This is a genomic window from Aureibacillus halotolerans, from assembly GCF_004363045.1.
Lineage (GTDB): Bacteria > Bacillota > Bacilli > Bacillales > DSM-28697 > Aureibacillus > Aureibacillus halotolerans.
In genome coordinates, this window is record NZ_SNYJ01000006.1 from 3,249 (window position 1) to 21,198 (window position 17,950).

The window sequence follows — 17,950 nt, forward strand, 5'->3', positions numbered from 1 at the left end:
CTCCGCGCCTCCCAAGACTTTGCGCCTCGAAAGACAAACGTTTTCATTCAGCCTGTTTTGGGTTGTTGACAAACGCTCGCTTTCTTCGTTGCTTTGTCTTGTCCGGTGCTCATTGCCCTGATGGCAACTCCGCGCCTCCCAAGACTTTGCGCCTCGAAAGACAAACGTTTTCATTCAGCCTGTTTTGGGTTGTTGACAAACGCTCGCTTTCTTCGTTGCTTTGGCATTGTTCTCATTGCCCTTGTGGCAACTACGCGCCTTCTAGAACGTTGCGCTTAAAAACCGAACGTTTTCATTTTGAAGCCTTGTATAGTCAAATTCTGTTCTTCTTTTTGCTTTGTCTACACTTTGATTTAGATTTATGGAATAAACAGAAAAACCCCCGCCCCAAATCTGGGACGAGAGTTTATTGTTAAAAGCACCCGCGGTACCACCCAAAATTATACGTTATAGTACACGTATCATCTCTAATCCTTAACGCGGAAAACGGCAAAAGCTATCAAAAAAGCCCTCACAACTATAAGGTGAGTTCGCATTGCGTTCGGCAATGACTTGCAGCAAACCGTCATCTCTCTGAAGCCGATACATCAACCTACTAGTCCTTAATGGTCATTTTTAAACGTATGTATTCCCATTCTAACGGATTTTACCGCTGTGTCAAGTTTTCCCTAAGGAATGAGATGAAGAACCTCTTGCTCTCTGTATGGAGCAAAAGGGTTCCTTTTTATAGATCGGTAATGAGCATTTTTTGTTGCATTCGTTCAATTCTAATTTGCGCACGATTCAATGCTTCTTTTTGCATATCATCTGCTGAAGTGACCATCTTCGCAACCTTCTCCGACATTTCTTGAAGCTGCTGCTGTGTTTGTTGGAAAGAAACGTCCTCCCAGCTCGACTGCTTGCTGTGAACCATGTACATCCCTTCAGCGGACTGCAGGGCAGCTTCCACCTCGTGAAGCAATTGATCCACCGAATCTCTTGTAGCCATTATTCATCCCTCCACTTCATTCATAAACGCTTTTACTGTCTATTAAAGGGTTGGTTGCAGTACAGGTTTTTATACCTTGATTGTTCGCAAAGGCGACGGACCCTATGCTACAATAGCAAAGCAATAGAACGACAGTTGATTATATGTAAGGAGCGATGCTGTATGGGCGAACGCGAACCCCATCCATTTTTATATACGAACGCTGACGCTGAGAACCCGAAACGTTATCACACTTGGAACTACCATTTGCGTGAGCGTTTTGGTGAAAAAATCTTTAAAGTCCCGATTGACGGAGGATTTGATTGTCCAAATCGAGATGGAACAGTTGCTCACGGGGGCTGTACATTTTGTAGTGCTGCTGGTTCAGGTGATTTTGCTGGAAACCGGGCAGAGGATGTCACCGTTCAATTTCATAAAATTAAAGACAGAATGCACAAGAAGTGGAAAAACGGCAAATACATTGGCTATTTTCAAGCGTTTACGAATACCCATGCGCCCGTCGACGTATTAAAAGATACGTTTGAACCAATTCTTTCACAAGAAGGCGTTGTCGGTCTTTCCATCGCCACAAGACCAGATTGTTTACCAGACGATGTCGTTGAGTATCTTGCCGATTTAAATGAACGTACGTATTTGTGGGTCGAGCTAGGCTTGCAAACGGTACATCAATCTACAGCCGACCTTATCAATCGTGCCCACGACTACACCACCTATGTAGAGGGTGTCGAGAAGCTTCGCAAGCACGGCATCCGTGTGTGCAGTCACATTATTAATGGACTACCTATGGAAACGCATGACATGATGATGGAAACTGCACAGGAAGTGGCAAAGCTTGACGTTCAAGGGATCAAGATTCACTTGCTGCATTTGTTAAAAGGTACGCCGATGGTCAAACAATACGAAAAAGGACAGTTGGAGTTTCTGCAATTCGGTGAATACGTGGAGCTTGTGGCGAATCAATTAGAACTATTGCCTCCTGAAATGATTATTCATCGTATTACCGGGGACGGCCCGCCTGATTTAATGATCGGTCCAATGTGGAGCTTTAACAAATGGGAAGTTTTAAATGCCATCGATAAGGAGCTTGAGAAGCGCGGCTCTTTCCAAGGCAGTCGTGTCATGAAGGGGAATACCTGATGGCGACCCCTACCATTCTTGGCTTTACTCATTTACTGCTTGACCAGCATGTGAAGCAAGGGGACAGTGTCATTGACATGACGGCAGGGAATGGCCACGACACCCTCAAGCTAGCCTCACTCGTTGGGGATAGCGGAAACGTACACGCCTTTGACATTCAAAAAAATGCATTGGACGCAACCAAGCACCGACTTGCTGAGAGCGGCTACAGTGCTCAACTCATTCATGACAGTCACCATGAACTTCTCACTCACTTCACTCCGGAAGCATTGGGGACAATCACTGCAGCAGTGTTTAATCTAGGTTACTTACCAGGTGGAGATAAAACCGTAATTACTCGTAGTGATAGCACGCGGATGGCATTACAGTTGCTGACAACCTATGCGAAACAGGCACTCATCATTATTGTTGCTTATCCAGGGCACGAAGGTGGCAAAGAAGAGAAAGAGAACGTTATGGATTTCTGTGCATCCTTGCCTTCCGAGCACTGGAGATCTATGCACTATGGGCACGTGAATCAAGAAAAAGCCCCGAATGTATTTACAATATTTCCAAGGTAGTAAAATCACACGAATAAGGGTTGCCCCAGCAGTCATCATATGACTTTTAGGGCAACCCTCTTTTTATCTTCCTACGCAACCACTATGATTGCATTCATCTGTGTTTGTTTCTGCTTACACCTGCAGCGACTGATTGTTTCTCTGTAACGAGCGGTATGCTCGCGCATTGATGTAAAAAAAGAATGAGGCAAATCCGCCAAGGCGGCGGATGTTTTTCGCGATTTTCCGTATTGGTTTCGCTTCATTCACTTTGTCATCAGATAAATAGAGACCTAACAACCCGCGGTTTACAAGGCGATGAAATTTCTCATTGGGGAGTCCTTTTAGGTGTTGTTCTGCCTTTGAAACAAAATGGGCAAAACGATCAACCATCGCTTGCTGATCCTCGTAGTACGTACAGAAATTCAAATCCCCTTCAGCAAGGTCCTCTTCCTGATCAATAAAATAATCGAGAAGAATATGCAAGCCTTGAACATAAGGGAAGTACCCTTCTTTGACTTTTAGTGTATCTTCTTTGGAGAAGGACGGTTGAAAAGCATATGACGTTAAGCAAAAGATTCCGAGCGTTGAGCCTGCGCAGGCAGAAAACTCAAACCAGGTCATTTCAGGGAGCTTCGCCTGATGCACTTCAAACCAGTTGATTAATCGTGGTTCTCGTTCTGCCAAAGCCACATGCTTATGTACTTGCAAATCTGCATAGTAACTTTCAAGCTCTAGCAAGCTTGGGGCAATCATCTCATAAGCGGGCAATTTCTGCAGTACATCCTGACACGTAGTCACAAGAGCGTTTAAATAGCCGTTATCGTTTTGATCTTCACGGAAGCGATAGTAATTTCTCGCTGGCGCCCCGGGGGTTAAAGCGTCAGCCATTGACTCGTGTAATGCTTCAAAATCATTAGGATCCTGAGAAGTGCTGCGATCACAAAGATTGTCGAGATAATCACTGATGGTTTGATAGGCAATGATAAATCGAACGCATTCACTCACATTCTCTCTACCTGCCAGGAGCGCATAAACAGATCCCCCTTCACAGTGAAACGCTTTATGCTCAATACTTGCCAACGCTTGCTCGCGTAGCTCCCTATTTTCAATGCCCTCCGCTTTTTTCTTCCATTCTCCAAGATGCATACGTACGAACGGGAAAACCGTTTTATACATGTCTTTCATTAGCGTTATCGTCGTCGTTGGTGTTTTCAATGGAAACAACTCCTGCTTCTAAGCATTAAGAAGGTGAAGACTGGATTTCAATGGGCAAGTGCATGCTTGCAAATTGTTGCGCAAAGCGGTACACCTGCTCTCTCTCTGGTTCATTGAAAATTTCATGGTATAAGCCTGGCCACTCTTTGTACATTTTTTCTGTGGATGGCAACGCATTGAACCAGCGCATCACACTACTTTTCTCTACTATTTTATCGTTTCCACCTTGCATGATCAAAAGAGGAAGGTCGGGAAAATCTAACAATTCCTTGAACGAAAGCTGAATACTTCTTGCAAGCTCACGGTACCAACGAACCGAGACCTTTGTCAGCATTAATGAATCATTCACATCTGATTCACAAATGTCACGATTTCGGGTCGCGATTTGCGGGGTAATGCCTGGACTCATTTGCAGCTGGGGAATAATGAGGTTCAATCCTTTTGAAAGTGCATCAAGCGGGGCGCTTGGTCCTATTTTCAACCCTAATGCTGGCGATGATAAAATCACTCCCGCAAGAGGAATTGTATGCTTTTGAAGCAATCGAACAGCAGTTAATCCGCCCATAGAATGACCTAAAAGAAAAATAGGCAACAAAAAACGCTGAGCTTCTTCAAGCCACCGCAACACTTCCTCTATGTATTCTTCGAAATGAAGAATATGCCCGCGTTTGCGCTTTGATAAGCCTTGACCAGGAAGATCACCCATAATAACATGAAAGCCATCAGCTAACCACTGCTCTTTGACCCACATATAACGACCATGATGCTCTACTGCACCATGCACGATAACTACAACCCCTTTAACGGGGGCTTCTGTTTCAAAAACCCACACAGCCGACACCTCCAAAACTATTGTAATTCTTGCATGAGTTGTTGTACATTTGCCATGTGTTCATTAAATTATCCTTGTAGAAAAAAAACATACAAATTATTAAGGAGGCAATTCATTGATTTATCCTTATCTTCATTATACCCCAAAGATCGATGCGTCATCTTTTATTGCGGCGAATGCAACGGTGACTGGTCACGTTACGCTATTAGAGGAAACGTCCGTTTGGTTTCAAGCAGTCATTCGCGGCGACGTTGCTCCTGTTATTATTGGCAAACGTTCAAATATTCAAGATGGTGCTGTGCTGCATCAATCACCTGGGTTGCCAGTCATTATTGAAGAGGACGTTACTGTTGGTCATCAAGCTTTACTCCACAGTGCAATCGTCAGAAAAGGCGCCCTTGTCGGCATGGGGGCGACAATGCTTGATGGCGCTGAACTACAAGAAGGCGCCATGCTCGGGGCAGGCAGCCTTCTAACAGGTGGTAAAACAATCCCACCCTATACACTCGCTTTGGGGAGCCCGGCAAAACCCATCCGTGCTCTCACTCAAGCAGAGATTGACGATATGAAGCGAATCTGTGAGGACTATGTAAAAAAAGGAAAGGTGTACAAACAAATGACTTCATAGGTTATTTATTTAAATCTTGCACGACACTTCTTGTTACATCTAAATGTTGAATGGCGTTATCATAATCAGATGTGCATAAACACATAAACAACACATCAATGACATGAAGCTGTGAGATTCTAGATGAAGTTGCTCCGCTTCGGAATGTAGCTTCTCTCGTTGGTGATGTGGCAAGACGTATATCGGCTAAATCTGCCACCGGTGATTGTCCAAAGCTAGTCAGGCAAATGCATGTCGCGCCTGCCGTTTTGCCAAGCTTCAAAAATTCCTTCACTTCTCGCGTGGACCCAGAAAAAGAGATGCCCATCACAACATCACCAGGCTTACAAGTAGACGCCAGCATCGCTACAACATGACGATCCTCAAAAGCTGTCGCATGCTTGCCAATTCTGAGTAACTTTTGTTGAAGATCCGATGCAACAATACTGGACGCGCCTATACCAAACAAATGCACGCTACCGGCATTTTGAATCGCATCAACCGCTTTTTTCATTTCACTCCCCTGAAGGACTTCGGCTGTTTCAGAAAGACTTGCAATCGTATTGCTCGTTAACTTTGCAATGACTTCTTCAGTCGTTTCTCCAGGTCGTATGTCCCGAAAACCTTGCGCTGGATTTTTTTGCAAATCTCCTGCTACACGTAGTTTCAAGTCTTGAAACCCTTTTAAGCCAAGGGATTTGCAAAGTCTTATGACAGCCGCACTGCTCGTGTTGCTCAACGTACCGAGCTCGCTTGCGGTGCACTGCACGGCTTTTTCTGGATGCTTAATGATATACGAAGCAATTTTATGCTCTGACATTGGAAGCTTGTTGAGCATGCTTCCAAGCATTGTGAGACCACCGCGTAATGTGGACATAGACCGAACCCCTCTTGTTATTTTACTGCCCAGGAAAAGCCTTTCTGAATCATCGCTTTTACTTGCGGCAATTCTACAATATCTGGAGAATGGCCTAAAGCATTATAATATACTTTGCCCTCTCCATACATTTTCGTCCAAGCAACTGGCATTGTTCCACCTTCAACTTCTGTTGTTGCTAAAACAGTAACTCTTGGATCAACATGCATATTGTATTGTTCTGTAGTGACATCAAAGGCGTCTAAACCCTTAGTGAGCTCATGGTTCCCATCAACGATGTCAACGGTATACGGTCGAATATTCCCTGGATGTGCAACAAATTGACCACCTACCATAAATTGATATTCTGCTTCATTGCGAAATGAATCGCCAAGTCCTCCATGGATGCCAGCAAGGCCGACACCATTTTTAACCGCTTCCAACAACGCAGCAAGAGACTCTTTTTCAATCGTTCCCATCGAAATATGGGGGATTAGCAGATCATAAGACGCAGAATCATTAAAATCTGTAGTTGAATTAGACAATTGAACTTGAAAATGAACTTCCTCTAGATAGCTTGCCATCTGTTCCGCGGTTTCCTTTGGGAAATGACCATCCCAACCACCATAAACGATTAATGCCTTTTTCATATTCAGCTCTCTCCTCCTATGAACAATTACCCCAAGTATACCTCTTTCTGAATAAAGGGTCATTACATACGCAATAATTTTTAGCGGGATCAGTTCTTGCTGAAGCCGAGAAATACGAAACGCTTCATTGATGCGACTGAATCTTAACTCTCGCATGCTAGAGTTAGTAGGCACGCTTAGATTTAATTGGATAAACCTGCAATCCATTGTTGTGATTGCTTTCTATACAAGCTGCCATACGCTCAAAAAAGCTGATCTGAGAACACTCAGAATCAGCTTTTTATTATTATTTCTGTTTCAACACATCTACTTTATCGAGCTGCTCCCAAGGCACATTCAAATCATTTCGTCCAAAATGACCATACGCAGCGGTTTGCTTATAAATCGGCTGACGAAGGTTTAGCATCTTAATAATTCCTGCTGGACGAAGATCAAAATGTTCGCGAATCAGGTTGACAAGGGCTTCTTCAGAAATGGTGCCTGTGCCAAATGTATCTATTGAAATCGATACGGGTTGGGCAACGCCAATGGCATAGGCCAGTTGCACTTCGCATTTGTCAGCAAGTTTTGCGGCAACAATATTTTTGGCAACATATCTAGCTGCATACGCTGCTGAACGGTCTACCTTCGTCGGATCTTTTCCGGAAAATGCGCCTCCACCATGACGAGCATAACCTCCGTATGTATCGACGATAATTTTACGACCTGTTAAACCAGCATCCCCTTGAGGTCCGCCAATGACAAAACGGCCGGTAGGGTTAATAAAATATTTTGTTTCATTATCGATAAAACCTTCAGGAACTACGGGAGCGATGACATGCTTTTTAATGTCTTCCTTAATCTGCTCAAGTGTAACTTCCGGATGATGTTGTGTCGAAATGACAATCGTATCAATACGCACTGGAATACCGTTTTCATCGTATTCAACAGTGACCTGCGTTTTGCCATCAGGACGTAAATAGGAAATCGTTTCATCCTTTCGTACATTGGCTAAGCGGCGAGCAAGACGATGTGCAAGAGCGATTGGCATTGGCATCATTTCTTTCGTCTCATTGCATGCGTAGCCAAACATGAGCCCTTGATCACCAGCACCAATAGCATCTATTTCAGCATCCGTCATTGTGCCTTCTCTTGCCTCTAGTGCTTGGTTTACACCTTGAGCGATGTCCGGAGATTGCTCATCAATAGACGTTAACACTGCACATGTTTCCGCATCAAAGCCGTACTTAGCACGATTATAACCGATGTCATGAATCGCCTCACGTACAATTTTAGGAATATCTGCATAAGTCGTTGTCGTAATTTCTCCAGTGACAAGAACGAGCCCTGTATTTACAGCCGTTTCGCAAGCGACACGAGCATTGGGATCTTCAGCAATAATGGCATCGAGAATAGCGTCTGAGATCTGATCACAAATTTTGTCGGGATGACCTTCAGTAACAGATTCAGAGGTAAACAAACGTCGAATTTTAGTCAAAGGTTTCATATGCCTCCTTCATTGATAAAGCATTCACGCTTTTATAATGTGAAAAAAAACCTCCCAATTGGAAGGTTGTGCTTTTTGACTTAAGCCCATTCAATTGTAGCTTATGGCTACTTAAGTGTCAACGACATTACGTTGCGAAAAGCTCAAATTGTAAAGAGCGCCTTAATATGCTGAATGCTCATTTCAACAACCTCGTCACGCATGTGAAAGCTGAAGCGGCTATCCTCTTTTAGTTTTTTTGGAAGCTGCTTGAAAAGCACAGGCCCTTCGGTTTCATGATAGTGCTTTTGCTTTTCCAATCCAGCAATTGTTCCGTAATAAATACTTTTCTCAATCGTTTCATGGCGCCCCTCAACCTTGTATTGACCGATATAAGACAGCGAGGAGAGAGTACCGCCAGTCTCCTCAAATACTTCACGAACCGCAGCTTCCCTTGGTAGTTCCCCTGCTTCAACCTTGCCTCCAGGAAATTCGATTCCTCTGCGCGGATGTTTTGTAAAAAGCCACTGTCCTTTGTAGCGGCATAGGATGAGCACATGCCCTGGTTTGTCTGTAAAAGGATTGTCCTTAAAGGACAATTTCACATGATTATGGTAATAGTCTTGAAATGTATACATCGTCTTAGCTCCAATTTGGATTACTTGTGAACAATCTCTTCTATCTTCCATGATCCTGCTTTATTTGTAAACCAAATTTCGATTGAATAGTCGCCATACAACTCATTAGAAGTATGTTGAGTAATAAAAAACGATTGCGGAGACTTTACAGTTAAGTCAAAGTCATGATTCGGATTAAACCATGGCGGCAATTCCGTAGGCACAATATACAGGTGGCCATCTTCTTCATGAAAGAAAAAATCAATGTACGGTTTTACTGCATCTCTCTCAGCGATCGGCTCAAACGCTTCATAAAGATCTTCTTTGTTGTGTATATTTTCTACAATGAAGTCACTGTTAGCATTTTGCTTGAGTGTATTCATAAAGTCTGAAGTGAGTTGCTCCACAATTGGGCGTAATGATGATTCATTCATGGAGTCTTGCTCATGAGAAGGTTGATTTATTGCTCGGCTAACCGTTGTCACTTCATTGACATTTGGATCTACAATCCGCAGATTCGGATCCATATCTGTAGGTGTATAATAATGGCTGGCAAGAGCCACCATGACCATAAGAGATACTAATCCTATAGTGACTTTGCGAACATTCCTCATCATAACTATCCCTCCCCTTAATCACAAATCATGTGCATCATCTGTTCTTTATTATCTTCCCATCTTTGATTTCAATTAAAACCTGAAGTCGAAAAGCAAGCGGAAAAAACACAAAGAAATTGAAAAAGAAGGCATAAAAAGGCAATACTTAAGGGTAAAGGTAAAGAAGACCACTTCAAAGTGGACGAAGGAGGACAAAATCATGAGAAAAAAGTTATGGACTTACATCACATTCACCCTTCTCATAATGCTAACACTCTCTGCTTGCTCTACGAACATGGACAACACGCAAGAGCAAGAGCAAAAGGATGAACCAACTGCCACATCAATCATCAATCAAAGCATCGACGAATTTAACGCATTGAAAAGTCTCCATATTGATGTTTCTTCAAACCAAACAGTTACGTTTGCAGTAGATTCACAAACGCAAAATCAAACCATTGATTCTTCCCTTGCCATTGATCTGGTTCAACAGCCTGACACTGCCTTTCACATAGAGCAAAACACAGAATATCCTGAAGTTGCAGAAGGCGTTGCTTCAGAGACTTATTTTAGTGACCAGGGGATGTTCACGTACGATCCAATCCAGCAAGCCTGGATACAAATTCCCGAAGAAAATTATGAGCATACGCTGTCCCTGTACAAGATACAATATAATCTCTCTGATGAACTGTCGTGGTTTACTGATCAGTTGACAGAAAGTGCGTTCTTACTTACTGAAAAAGAAGATACATTCATTGTTTCATTTGATATGCCTGAAGACAAAAAGAAAGCCTTTATCGAACGGTTTCTTAAGCATTCTATGCCTGCTGACAGTGTAGGGAATCTCGGGATCAATTATGAAGAGCTTGAAGTCACTTCATTTACGTATAAATTGACCCTAGCGACAGACACGCTTCAACCACAAACGCGTCAGATGGCATTTGATATTTCGTCAGGCGAAGACCTTGCCTTACAACATGAACTTTTAGCCACGTATAGCTCGTTTGGCGACATTGATTCTATCGTGATTCCAGACGACGTCATTAAAACCGCCCAGCCAGTGAACTCATTTCCCGCATCTTAAAGTTGCGCCACAAATGTGAACTCAGACATGGCGTCTCGACAACTTAGCCTTCTAGGCGCTCATTTCCATTCGAACAATGAGCACCGGACAAGGCGATGCAACGACGAAAGCGAGCGTTTCTCATCCGCCTGAGAGGTTCATGGAGTGAATATGTTCCCTAGTCCGCTCATCACCAATCTGCTCAATGTACCCATAAATATGAATCATCTGACGGTCATACTGGTCATTTTCACGATCCTCATGGTATTGGAGAAATGGCACATGTGCACGAACAAACGTATCGAAGGTGTGTGAATCAAGCAGGTGAAACATCTCTCGCAGTATGTCAATTTCTTCTTCTGTTGCGACCACTCGAAACTCAAAAGGACTGTTGGATTCGTTTGCATTGATTTCTCGCTTCGCCACAGATACGGTATATACCTGCTTTTCCATCGCAAAACACCTTTCTTTCTGTACTAATTTAGCCGTTCATCTATCCCCCTTCTTTTGCGCAAAAGAGGGACGAGTTATTCAGAATGACTTGAAATAGAACGTCAAGTTACATACACTATGAGTAATGAATGGGGATAGTGATGAACGAGGTTTACATTGTGCGCCTCTTGTTGCGTATCCACTTTTCCATCCTCTGAAAACATTGAATAGCAGCTCGTTTTTTGCTTTTTTTTGGCAAAGGCTCACTGTGAAATATGGTAAAGAAAGGTGTCGCTTATAATGCCAATTTGGCTATGGGTTGTCGTTTGTGTGCTTATTGTTCTAGTTGTCTTGGTTTTAAGTGTGATTAGTATATCAACAGGATACAAGTACAAGCATACGGTCGATCCTCTCAATGAAGATGTTCTTAAAGATGAAAACCAGGCACCTCATAAATAGACCGTTACATGTCTAACGAACTGCACCCCAAACAAAGGGACCACTTCGAAACAGTGCTTCCTTTGTTTGGGGCTTTTCAATTGGGAGTAGGGCGCCTTTAGACGAAATAGTCGAGAAATCACTCTACGCCATCCTTCATTTGCTTGTGTGCATTTCAGTCTTGCCTAAGACCCACTGCCTTTTTTCCTCGTCGTCAATCCTCAAGCTCTTTGCTAGGCAAACCAACCAAACGATGACGTTGCAGTTTTCCAGTGCTGTTTCGTGGAAGGTCTTTTATCTCCCGAAACTCCTTTGGGATTTTGTACGTTGCCAATGAAAGGCCACACCAATCCCTCAGCTTTGAAGATCGCACAGTCTTCCCTTCGAGAAAAACAATATAGGCAACAGGAACTTCTCCCCATTTGTCGTCGCTTTTCTTAGTGACGCCGCAAGATACCACGTCTGGATGATCCTCCAACACATGCTCGATTTCAGCTGGATAGACATTTTCGCCTCCTGAGATTAACAGATCACTTCGTCGGTCGAGCACAAACAAAAACTGTTTTTCGTCTAAATAGCCGATATCCCCAGTAGGAAACCCGAAGCGATTGTCAATGACAACGGAGCTGTTTATGTACCCTTCTGTCACCGTTGGGCCTTTAATGAAAATTTCGCCGGGTTCTAGAACACTTGCTTCTTTTCCATCGTTATTTAAAATATAAAGCTCGTTCATCGACATGGCTTTGCCTGAAGACCCTTGGGGCGGTCCGTCAGCAATCGCAGATGAAACCGCCTGTGATGCGGTTTCGGTGAGGCCATAGCTTACACTAATAGGCCAACCAAGCTTCTCTGCTTTTTGCAATACAGAAGCGGAAACCGGACCGCCTCCTAGAAGCACATGCAGAAGTGAAGAAGGCACTTTTTCTCCCTCGCTGTGTGACAATAGGTCAGACAGCATTTTGGTGACAACCGATATATGCGAAATCTCCTTCGTTTGGATAAGCCGCCAAACCGCTTCAGAATCAAAACGTTTCGAGAGGTAGATTGCATTGCCAAACAGCGCACTCTTGATAAGCGAGGAAAAGCCGCTCACATGGTACAACGGAAGGCTCGTCAGCCATGTATGTGCCGATGATAATGGGGCTTGAAAGGACGCATTGATGGCACTAAAGTAATGGTTCCTCCACGTCAGAAGCACGCCTTTTGGAGAGCCGGTCGTGCCCGACGTGAACATAATTGTTGCCGGGGTCTTTAAGTCAATGGCTCTCGGTGAAAAAAAAGACGACGCATCTTCCTCATTTGCTAATTGATCAATGCACTTAGCTTCGAGTTTTATTGCCTTACTGATACGTATGGCCACATCGGCTAATCCTTCTGTGTACACAATCATACAACAATTTGCTTCATTGATTTGCCACTGTAATTCTCGTTCTGACAATCTTGTATTTAACAGAACTGCTACCGTTTCGGTATATTGGCAGGCGTGAATAAACGGAACCGTTTCAGGAACATTTTCAACTAGGCATGCCACTCGCGTCCCCTTTCCTTCTCGAAGAACATGGAGAGCACTTGCTATTTTAGCAGCTCTATCGTGCAACGTTTTAAACGTCCAAGAAACGGTCTCAGTGACTAAAGCAAGCGACGCTGGAGTCAGCGCCGCTCGTTTAGGCAAAAAGGATGGTATTTCCATAGTGTATACCTCACTTATTTACGGGAATCTAGGGTATTGATCAAAGTCCGGACGACGTTTTTCTTTAAACGCGTCACGACCTTCTTTAGCTTCATCGGTCGTATAATATAACAATGTGGCGTCACCAGCAAATTGTTGCAACCCTGCAAGTCCATCTGTGTCTGCGTTGAAAGAAGCTTTGAGGAATCGCAACGCTGTCGGAGACTTTTCAAGCATTTCATTTGCCCATTGCAACGTTTCCTTCTCAAGCTGATCAAGCGGGACAACCGTATTGACTAGTCCCATCTCTTGCGCTTCTTGCGCACTGTATTGTCGACAAAGGAACCAAATCTCTTTCGCCTTCTTATGACCGACAATACGAGCCAAGTACCCTGCACCATAACCAGCATCAAAGCTGCCGACTTTTGGACCCGTTTGTCCGAACACAGCGTTCTCTGCAGCAATCGTAAGATCACAGATCACGTGAAGCACATGTCCTCCGCCAATGGCGTACCCTGCGACCATCGCAATGACGGGTTTAGGGATGGTGCGAATGAGGCGTTGCAGATCAAGCACGTTGAGACGCGGAATCTCGTCTTCTCCAACGTATCCACCGTGGCCGCGCACTTTCTGATCTCCACCAGAACAAAACGCTTTTTCCCCAGCCCCTGTTAAAATAATGACACCAATCGATGCATCATCTCTCGCTCTTGCGAACGCATCGATAAGCTCTGTTACTGTTTTTGGTGTAAACGCATTGTGAACTTCAGGACGATTAATCGTTATCTTAGCAATCGCATGCTGTCTTTCATACTTTATTTCGTCATATGACTTGATGACTTCCCATGACAATGGTCTTCATCCTTTCTTTGTTGGTGGATCATGTCCATTACTATTGTAGCAAACCATGCTGGAGATTCTAAATGAATTGCATGACCAGCATTCTGACAGACTTGCAACGTGGCGTTCGGCAGTATAGCATGCATCTCTTCAGCGATGGCCCTAAACTTATGATCAAGTTCGCCTACGACGAGGATGACTGGCATTTTCATGAAAGAGAGCGCTTCCCAATAGCTGTCCTGAGCGCCAGTGCCCATACCTTGCAAGCTCACAGCAAGTCCATTAACACTATTTTGAAGTCTTTGTTGATCTAAATGTTCTCGGACGGATTGAGGCAGATTTTTTTGAGAGGCAAACAGTTCGATATTTCGCCAGTAGGCGACAAAGGCAGGCATGCCAGACTGTTTAATTTTCTCTGCAAGCTGATTGTCTTGTGTCTTACGCTGCTCTCTTTCCGACTCTGTTCTTAAGCCAGGCGAAGCACTTTCCAACACTAGCCTCGTTGTTTTTTCAGGAAACATGGAGCCAAAGGCTAAGGCCACACGTCCTCCCATTGAGTACCCTAAAATGATCGCCTCTTGAATATCTAGAGCATCCAGTAGGGCGCAAAGGTCCTCTGCAATTGATTGAACCTGAACTCTTGACGGGTCAGCAGGCACCATCGTCTTCCCATGTCCCGGAAGATCAACAGATACAACTCGCGCATGCTGGGACCATAAAGAAACGAAAGGCTCCCAGGCTTCCAGACTCGCAGTAAATCCATGAAGAAGCAGGAGCGTCTGCCCTCCTTTTGAGCCTTGATCATGATAATGGTATGAAATATCTTTCGCTTGAAAATACACGCGAACTACCGCCCTTCCCCTTCTCGGTAGGTCATATGGAGCGTACGCCATTTCTCTCTTCGACGAACCAGACCTGTTTCCTGATCGGTATTTACGACGACGATTCGCATGCCAGTAGGCTGTTCTCTTAAGGTCGCTTGCAGCTCAGAGGCGTTATGTACGAGTTGATAGCTAGCCCCATAAAGAGCAGCAGCATGGGAAAAGTCGAGGCCATGTGGCGTTTCAAATAGAAGCTGATAGTGGGAAGCCCTCGTTTTTTGAGGCAAAAACGAAAAAATTCCTCCTCCATCATTATGCACAATTAGTATCGTCATCGAAAGAGCGTATTTCTTCCCAGCAAGCAAGCCGTTTAGATCGTGGTATGTGGAAATATCTCCAATGACCAGTAATACGTTTCCACCCGCAGCTGACACACCTAATGCGGTAGAAATGACACCATCAATCCCGTTAGCACCACGATTGGCCCAGATGTTTATGGCATGATGGTGTGCTGGTAAAAAACTGTCACAGTCCCGAATTGGCATACTGTTTCCAACGAATAAGTCATCCATCGTATCAAGAACGTCATAAATGGCCGGGAAGACTTCATCTTCCTGCAAAGGCTCAGCAAGCCGATACTGGCACAGCCTACGCCTTGCGTCAAGCTGCAGCTGTTTCCATCTCTTAATCCATTCTTCTTCAGAAGCTTGGATACGTGTATGATGGTTGTTTACAAAGTGAACAAACGCCTTTGACGACGCTTCGACAATATGGGATGCCGATAATGTCGGGTCATTAAATGAATGCTGGTCCCAGACAATGTATTGTGCCCCTTGGCGTTTCCAATGGACAATGCTTTTCTGGAGTGCCTTTGATACAGGATGAACCCCTAAGCGGATGATTACATCAGGCTGCAATCGTTCCACCATCTGTTCTGTTCTCAAGACATTATCGAATTGATCAATAATCACGTTCTTCTCATGCCCACCGTGACGAAGCTGTGACAATGGATCCGCTAAAACGGGCCAGTTCAATGCTTCTGCCGTCTTAAAGAATGCGTCATTAGGTCTATTTCCTTGATCAGGTCCCCAAATAACGAGCGTCCTTTGTGAAGACAATTTGCGCATCATAGCATCGGCCTCATCTGAATGAAGCTCTGTATTGGTTCGAATGTATTGAAGCTGCCGTTCCGATTGATGAGCTGATGTAAATGTATAATTCTCATGCGGAATTAAAGGCTCTCTTAATGGCACATTGATGTGTACAGGCCCTTCTTTATGTTGTGCGACATGAATGGCCCGTGACGCTGAGACACGAAAAAAGAGTGCGCTTTCCTCATCAGGGACAGGCAAATCTGTTTGCCAACGTATGAAATTCGCAAACATATTTGGCTGATTAATCGCTTGCGGCGCCCCAACGTCACGGAGCTCTGGCGGGCGATCAGCTGTCAATACGACGAGCGGGACATTGCTATAAAACGCTTCAGTCACTGCTGGCAAATAATTCGATGCAGCTGTTCCAGACGTACACAGCAAAACAACAGCTTCTTGTCGTTTTTTCGCAATCCCAAGCGCAAAAAAGCCTGCGGATCGCTCATCTAAAAGCACCCACTCTTGGATGCCCGGATGATCAGTAAATAATAGCGCAAGAGGCGTGGAGCGTGAGCCTGGGCAAATGACCACATGCTTTACCCCTGCCTTACTTAGTTCATCGATAAATCCTGCCAGTGCATTTGACGCAGCCAATTCCATCATGCATGTGTCTCCCCTTTTAACGCATGAAGCATAGGTGCAAATTTCAATTCCGTTTCTTCCACTTCAGATGCTGGATCTGATGCTTCGACAATCCCACATCCTGCATACAGTGAGGCGGTTTTTCCTTGGAGCACTCCTGACCGGATAGCGACGGCAAACTCACCGTCACCTTCTTGATCGATCCAGCCAATCGGTGCAGCATACCAGCCACGATCAAAAGTTTCATGGTGAGCAATTTTCTCTACTGCCACTGACCTCGGCTTCCCTCCCATTGCTGGGGTTGGATGCAGCCGTGAGATCATGTCAAATAATGACACGCCTTCTTTTGTGATACCTTTCACAGGTGTATGCAAATGTTGCACCTTCCCCGCCTTCAGCAATGATGGTGTTTTTTGCACACTCACATCTAAACAAAACTCATTGAACATCTGAGCAATAGATTCTACAACAAAGTCATGCTCCGAACGGTTTTTTGCGTCTTGGAGCAATTCCTCTCCAAGACGGTCGTCTTCTTTTGTTGTGTGCCCTCGTTGGATCGTACCAGCCACACTTGAAGACTCCAAGGAATTCCCCATTTTTCGGACGAGTTGTTCTGGTGTTGCACCGAGAAATGTGCTCTCCCCATAATTCAACGCAAAAATGTATCCTTGTGGGTGATTGCTATCCAATTGTTTCAACACCATTGTCGGATCAACAGTTTGGTTGGCACGCAATATTTTACGTCGCGCAAGGACAACCTTTTGTAATAAGCCTTCTTTCATTTCCGACGTCAGCGACGAAATGGCATTCTTCCATGCGTCAATATGCTGATCGGTTTCAGGATTCCATGTGATCTCTGCTAGGTTAGCACCTAAAGGCGTGATAGATCGAAGTTTTTTCCGCACCTTTGAATAAAATTGCAGCACTTGCTTTACGTCTTCCTCTTTTGCAATGATTCTATTCATTGTCACCCAAGCTCTGCCGCTCTTCGAAGACACCATAAGAGAAGGCAACACAAAGCGGACGGTAGGAAAATCCGTCCAGAATGCATCACGTTTTGCATTTTTATGATAAGACATTCCACCAAAAAGCAAGGGACCTGTCCCTTTTTCCTTTGCATTCGATTGAACACTCAAATCAAGGCGCTTATGCCATGCCCTCTCAATTGCTTCAAGGTCATGGGAATCTGCCTCAAATGACTCACAGACCCCACTATATCCAATAGACATATGGTCATCATCACGCCAAAATGCACGTTCGATTCCATCTTCTAATTGATAAAAATGAAACATGTCGATTGGTTCTATTTCTTCCGTCCAGCTTATCAGTATGGGGGTATTCTTTTCATGCGTAAGAACTATTCCATCAGCCAGCAGCTCTGTTAAGCTCCGTTGGCTTTTGTCAATCAATTGTAAGTCCCCCTTCTAATCCAAGTCATAGGGGTTCATC

Annotated in this window: 20 protein-coding genes and 1 other annotated feature; of the genes, 6 read left to right on the forward strand and 14 right to left on the reverse strand. The window is 44.4% G+C overall.

Annotation, left to right across the window (positions count from 1 at the left end):
* On the forward strand, positions 1-416 hold a 416-nt coding region (locus EV213_RS20965), incomplete at its 5' end, for a hypothetical protein (protein ID WP_208112733.1).
* Positions 392-619: a binding site (T-box leader), on the reverse strand. Its footprint overlaps the gene before it by 25 nt.
* Positions 620-724: 105 nt before the next feature.
* Here the strand turns inward: EV213_RS20965 and EV213_RS08575 are convergent.
* Positions 725-988, reverse strand: a complete 264-nt coding sequence (locus tag EV213_RS08575) for a DUF2524 family protein (RefSeq protein ID WP_133580114.1) — start codon at positions 986-988, stop codon at positions 725-727.
* A 162-nt stretch (positions 989-1,150) separates the two neighbouring features.
* Here EV213_RS08575 and mnmL point away from each other — a divergent pair, with 162 nt between their 5' ends.
* Both mnmL and mnmM read left to right on the forward strand, forming a co-directional pair.
* The gene (gene mnmL / locus EV213_RS08580) at positions 1,151-2,125 is read left to right on the forward strand and encodes a tRNA modification radical SAM protein MnmL/YtqA (protein WP_133580115.1); all 975 of its coding nucleotides are present in this window, start codon (positions 1,151-1,153) and stop codon (positions 2,123-2,125) included.
* A complete protein-coding gene (gene mnmM / locus EV213_RS08585; RefSeq protein ID WP_133580116.1) occupies positions 2,125-2,685 on the forward strand; it encodes a tRNA 5-(aminomethyl)-2-thiouridylate-methyltransferase MnmM in 561 nt (186 codons plus the stop codon). The genes mnmL and mnmM overlap by 1 nt, the downstream gene beginning before the upstream one ends.
* A 114-nt stretch (positions 2,686-2,799) precedes the next feature.
* Here mnmM and EV213_RS08590 read toward each other — a convergent pair whose 3' ends face one another.
* Together EV213_RS08590 and EV213_RS08595 are read right to left on the reverse strand one after the other, a co-directional pair.
* Complete coding sequence (locus tag EV213_RS08590; RefSeq protein WP_133580117.1) at positions 2,800-3,882, reverse strand: tetraprenyl-beta-curcumene synthase family protein; 1,083 nt, start codon at positions 3,880-3,882, stop codon at positions 2,800-2,802.
* Positions 3,883-3,907: 25 nt separating this feature from the next.
* Complete coding sequence (locus EV213_RS08595) at positions 3,908-4,714, reverse strand: alpha/beta hydrolase (RefSeq protein ID WP_133580118.1); 807 nt, start codon at positions 4,712-4,714, stop codon at positions 3,908-3,910.
* A gap of 115 nt (positions 4,715-4,829) precedes the next feature.
* On the opposite strand from EV213_RS08595, the gene EV213_RS08600 reads away from it, so the two are divergent.
* A complete protein-coding gene (locus tag EV213_RS08600; protein ID WP_133580119.1) occupies positions 4,830-5,342 on the forward strand; it encodes a gamma carbonic anhydrase in 513 nt (170 codons plus the stop codon).
* Position 5,343: 1 nt separating this feature from the next.
* Here the strand turns inward: EV213_RS08600 and EV213_RS08605 are convergent, their stop codons facing one another.
* From EV213_RS08605 to EV213_RS08625, 5 genes are all read right to left on the reverse strand, one after another.
* Positions 5,344-6,198: a MurR/RpiR family transcriptional regulator gene (locus EV213_RS08605; RefSeq protein ID WP_133580120.1), complete on the reverse strand. Its 855-nt coding sequence runs from the start codon at positions 6,196-6,198 to the stop codon at positions 5,344-5,346.
* Between the two features lie 17 nt (positions 6,199-6,215).
* The gene (locus EV213_RS08610) at positions 6,216-6,827 is read right to left on the reverse strand and encodes a ThuA domain-containing protein (protein WP_133580121.1); all 612 of its coding nucleotides are present in this window, start codon (positions 6,825-6,827) and stop codon (positions 6,216-6,218) included.
* Positions 6,828-7,113: 286 nt separating this feature from the next.
* Complete coding sequence (gene metK, locus EV213_RS08615; protein ID WP_133580122.1) at positions 7,114-8,304, reverse strand: methionine adenosyltransferase; 1,191 nt, start codon at positions 8,302-8,304, stop codon at positions 7,114-7,116.
* A 152-nt stretch (positions 8,305-8,456) separates the two neighbouring features.
* Entirely contained in the window at positions 8,457-8,930 is a 474-nt protein-coding gene (gene ytkD / locus EV213_RS08620) for an RNA deprotection pyrophosphohydrolase (protein ID WP_133580123.1), read from the reverse strand.
* 20 nt (positions 8,931-8,950) lie between these two features.
* Positions 8,951-9,526: a hypothetical protein gene (locus EV213_RS08625; protein ID WP_133580124.1), complete on the reverse strand. Its 576-nt coding sequence runs from the start codon at positions 9,524-9,526 to the stop codon at positions 8,951-8,953.
* Between the two features lie 199 nt (positions 9,527-9,725).
* Between EV213_RS08625 and EV213_RS08630 the strand changes: the two genes are divergently transcribed.
* Positions 9,726-10,589, forward strand: a complete 864-nt coding sequence (locus tag EV213_RS08630) for a DUF6612 family protein (RefSeq protein ID WP_133580125.1) — start codon at positions 9,726-9,728, stop codon at positions 10,587-10,589.
* A gap of 120 nt (positions 10,590-10,709) precedes the next feature.
* Here EV213_RS08630 and EV213_RS08635 read toward each other — a convergent pair whose 3' ends face one another.
* Positions 10,710-11,021 (reverse strand): hydrolase, encoded by a 312-nt coding sequence (locus EV213_RS08635; protein WP_133580126.1) that lies wholly within the window; start codon positions 11,019-11,021, stop codon positions 10,710-10,712.
* 279 nt (positions 11,022-11,300) lie between these two features.
* On the opposite strand from EV213_RS08635, the gene ytzI reads away from it, so the two are divergent.
* On the forward strand, positions 11,301-11,459 hold the full coding sequence (ytzI, locus tag EV213_RS08640; RefSeq protein WP_133580127.1) for a YtzI protein: 159 nt from the start codon (positions 11,301-11,303) through the stop codon (positions 11,457-11,459).
* 193 nt (positions 11,460-11,652) lie between these two features.
* On the opposite strand, the gene menE is transcribed toward ytzI, so the two are convergent.
* The 5 genes from menE to EV213_RS08665 are packed head-to-tail and all read right to left on the reverse strand — an operon-like array spanning position 11,653 to position 17,910.
* Entirely contained in the window at positions 11,653-13,128 is a 1,476-nt protein-coding gene (gene menE / locus EV213_RS08645) for an o-succinylbenzoate--CoA ligase (RefSeq protein ID WP_133580128.1), read from the reverse strand.
* 18 nt (positions 13,129-13,146) lie between these two features.
* Positions 13,147-13,959, reverse strand: coding sequence for a 1,4-dihydroxy-2-naphthoyl-CoA synthase (menB, locus tag EV213_RS08650; protein WP_133580129.1), 813 nt, complete (start codon positions 13,957-13,959; stop codon positions 13,147-13,149).
* Positions 13,923-14,789: a 2-succinyl-6-hydroxy-2,4-cyclohexadiene-1-carboxylate synthase gene (gene menH, locus EV213_RS08655; RefSeq protein ID WP_243740043.1), complete on the reverse strand. Its 867-nt coding sequence runs from the start codon at positions 14,787-14,789 to the stop codon at positions 13,923-13,925. The genes menB and menH overlap by 37 nt, the downstream gene beginning before the upstream one ends.
* A 5-nt stretch (positions 14,790-14,794) precedes the next feature.
* Positions 14,795-16,522, reverse strand: coding sequence for a 2-succinyl-5-enolpyruvyl-6-hydroxy-3-cyclohexene-1-carboxylic-acid synthase (gene menD, locus EV213_RS08660; protein WP_133580131.1), 1,728 nt, complete (start codon positions 16,520-16,522; stop codon positions 14,795-14,797).
* Positions 16,519-17,910, reverse strand: a complete 1,392-nt coding sequence (locus EV213_RS08665) for an isochorismate synthase (RefSeq protein WP_133580132.1) — start codon at positions 17,908-17,910, stop codon at positions 16,519-16,521. The genes menD and EV213_RS08665 overlap by 4 nt, the downstream gene beginning before the upstream one ends.
* Positions 17,911-17,950 lie beyond the last annotated feature (40 nt).

Bases quoted from the DNA above. Each gene is read 5' to 3' on its own strand.
- EV213_RS08575 (WP_133580114.1), bottom strand. From the start codon at position 988: ATGGCTACAAGAGATTCGGTGGATCAATTGCTTCACGAGGTGGAAGCT.
- mnmL (WP_133580115.1), top strand. From the start codon at position 1,151: ATGGGCGAACGCGAACCCCATCCATTTTTATATACGAACGCTGACGCT.
- mnmM (WP_133580116.1), top strand. From the start codon at position 2,125: ATGGCGACCCCTACCATTCTTGGCTTTACTCATTTACTGCTTGACCAG.
- EV213_RS08605 (WP_133580120.1), bottom strand. From the start codon at position 6,198: ATGTCCACATTACGCGGTGGTCTCACAATGCTTGGAAGCATGCTCAAC.
- EV213_RS08610 (WP_133580121.1), bottom strand. From the start codon at position 6,827: ATGAAAAAGGCATTAATCGTTTATGGTGGTTGGGATGGTCATTTCCCA.
- ytkD (WP_133580123.1), bottom strand. From the start codon at position 8,930: ATGTATACATTTCAAGACTATTACCATAATCATGTGAAATTGTCCTTT.
- EV213_RS08625 (WP_133580124.1), bottom strand. From the start codon at position 9,526: ATGATGAGGAATGTTCGCAAAGTCACTATAGGATTAGTATCTCTTATG.
- EV213_RS08630 (WP_133580125.1), top strand. From the start codon at position 9,726: ATGAGAAAAAAGTTATGGACTTACATCACATTCACCCTTCTCATAATG.
- EV213_RS08635 (WP_133580126.1), bottom strand. From the start codon at position 11,021: ATGGAAAAGCAGGTATATACCGTATCTGTGGCGAAGCGAGAAATCAAT.
- ytzI (WP_133580127.1), top strand. From the start codon at position 11,301: ATGCCAATTTGGCTATGGGTTGTCGTTTGTGTGCTTATTGTTCTAGTT.
- menE (WP_133580128.1), bottom strand. From the start codon at position 13,128: ATGGAAATACCATCCTTTTTGCCTAAACGAGCGGCGCTGACTCCAGCG.
- menD (WP_133580131.1), bottom strand. From the start codon at position 16,522: ATGATGGAATTGGCTGCGTCAAATGCACTGGCAGGATTTATCGATGAA.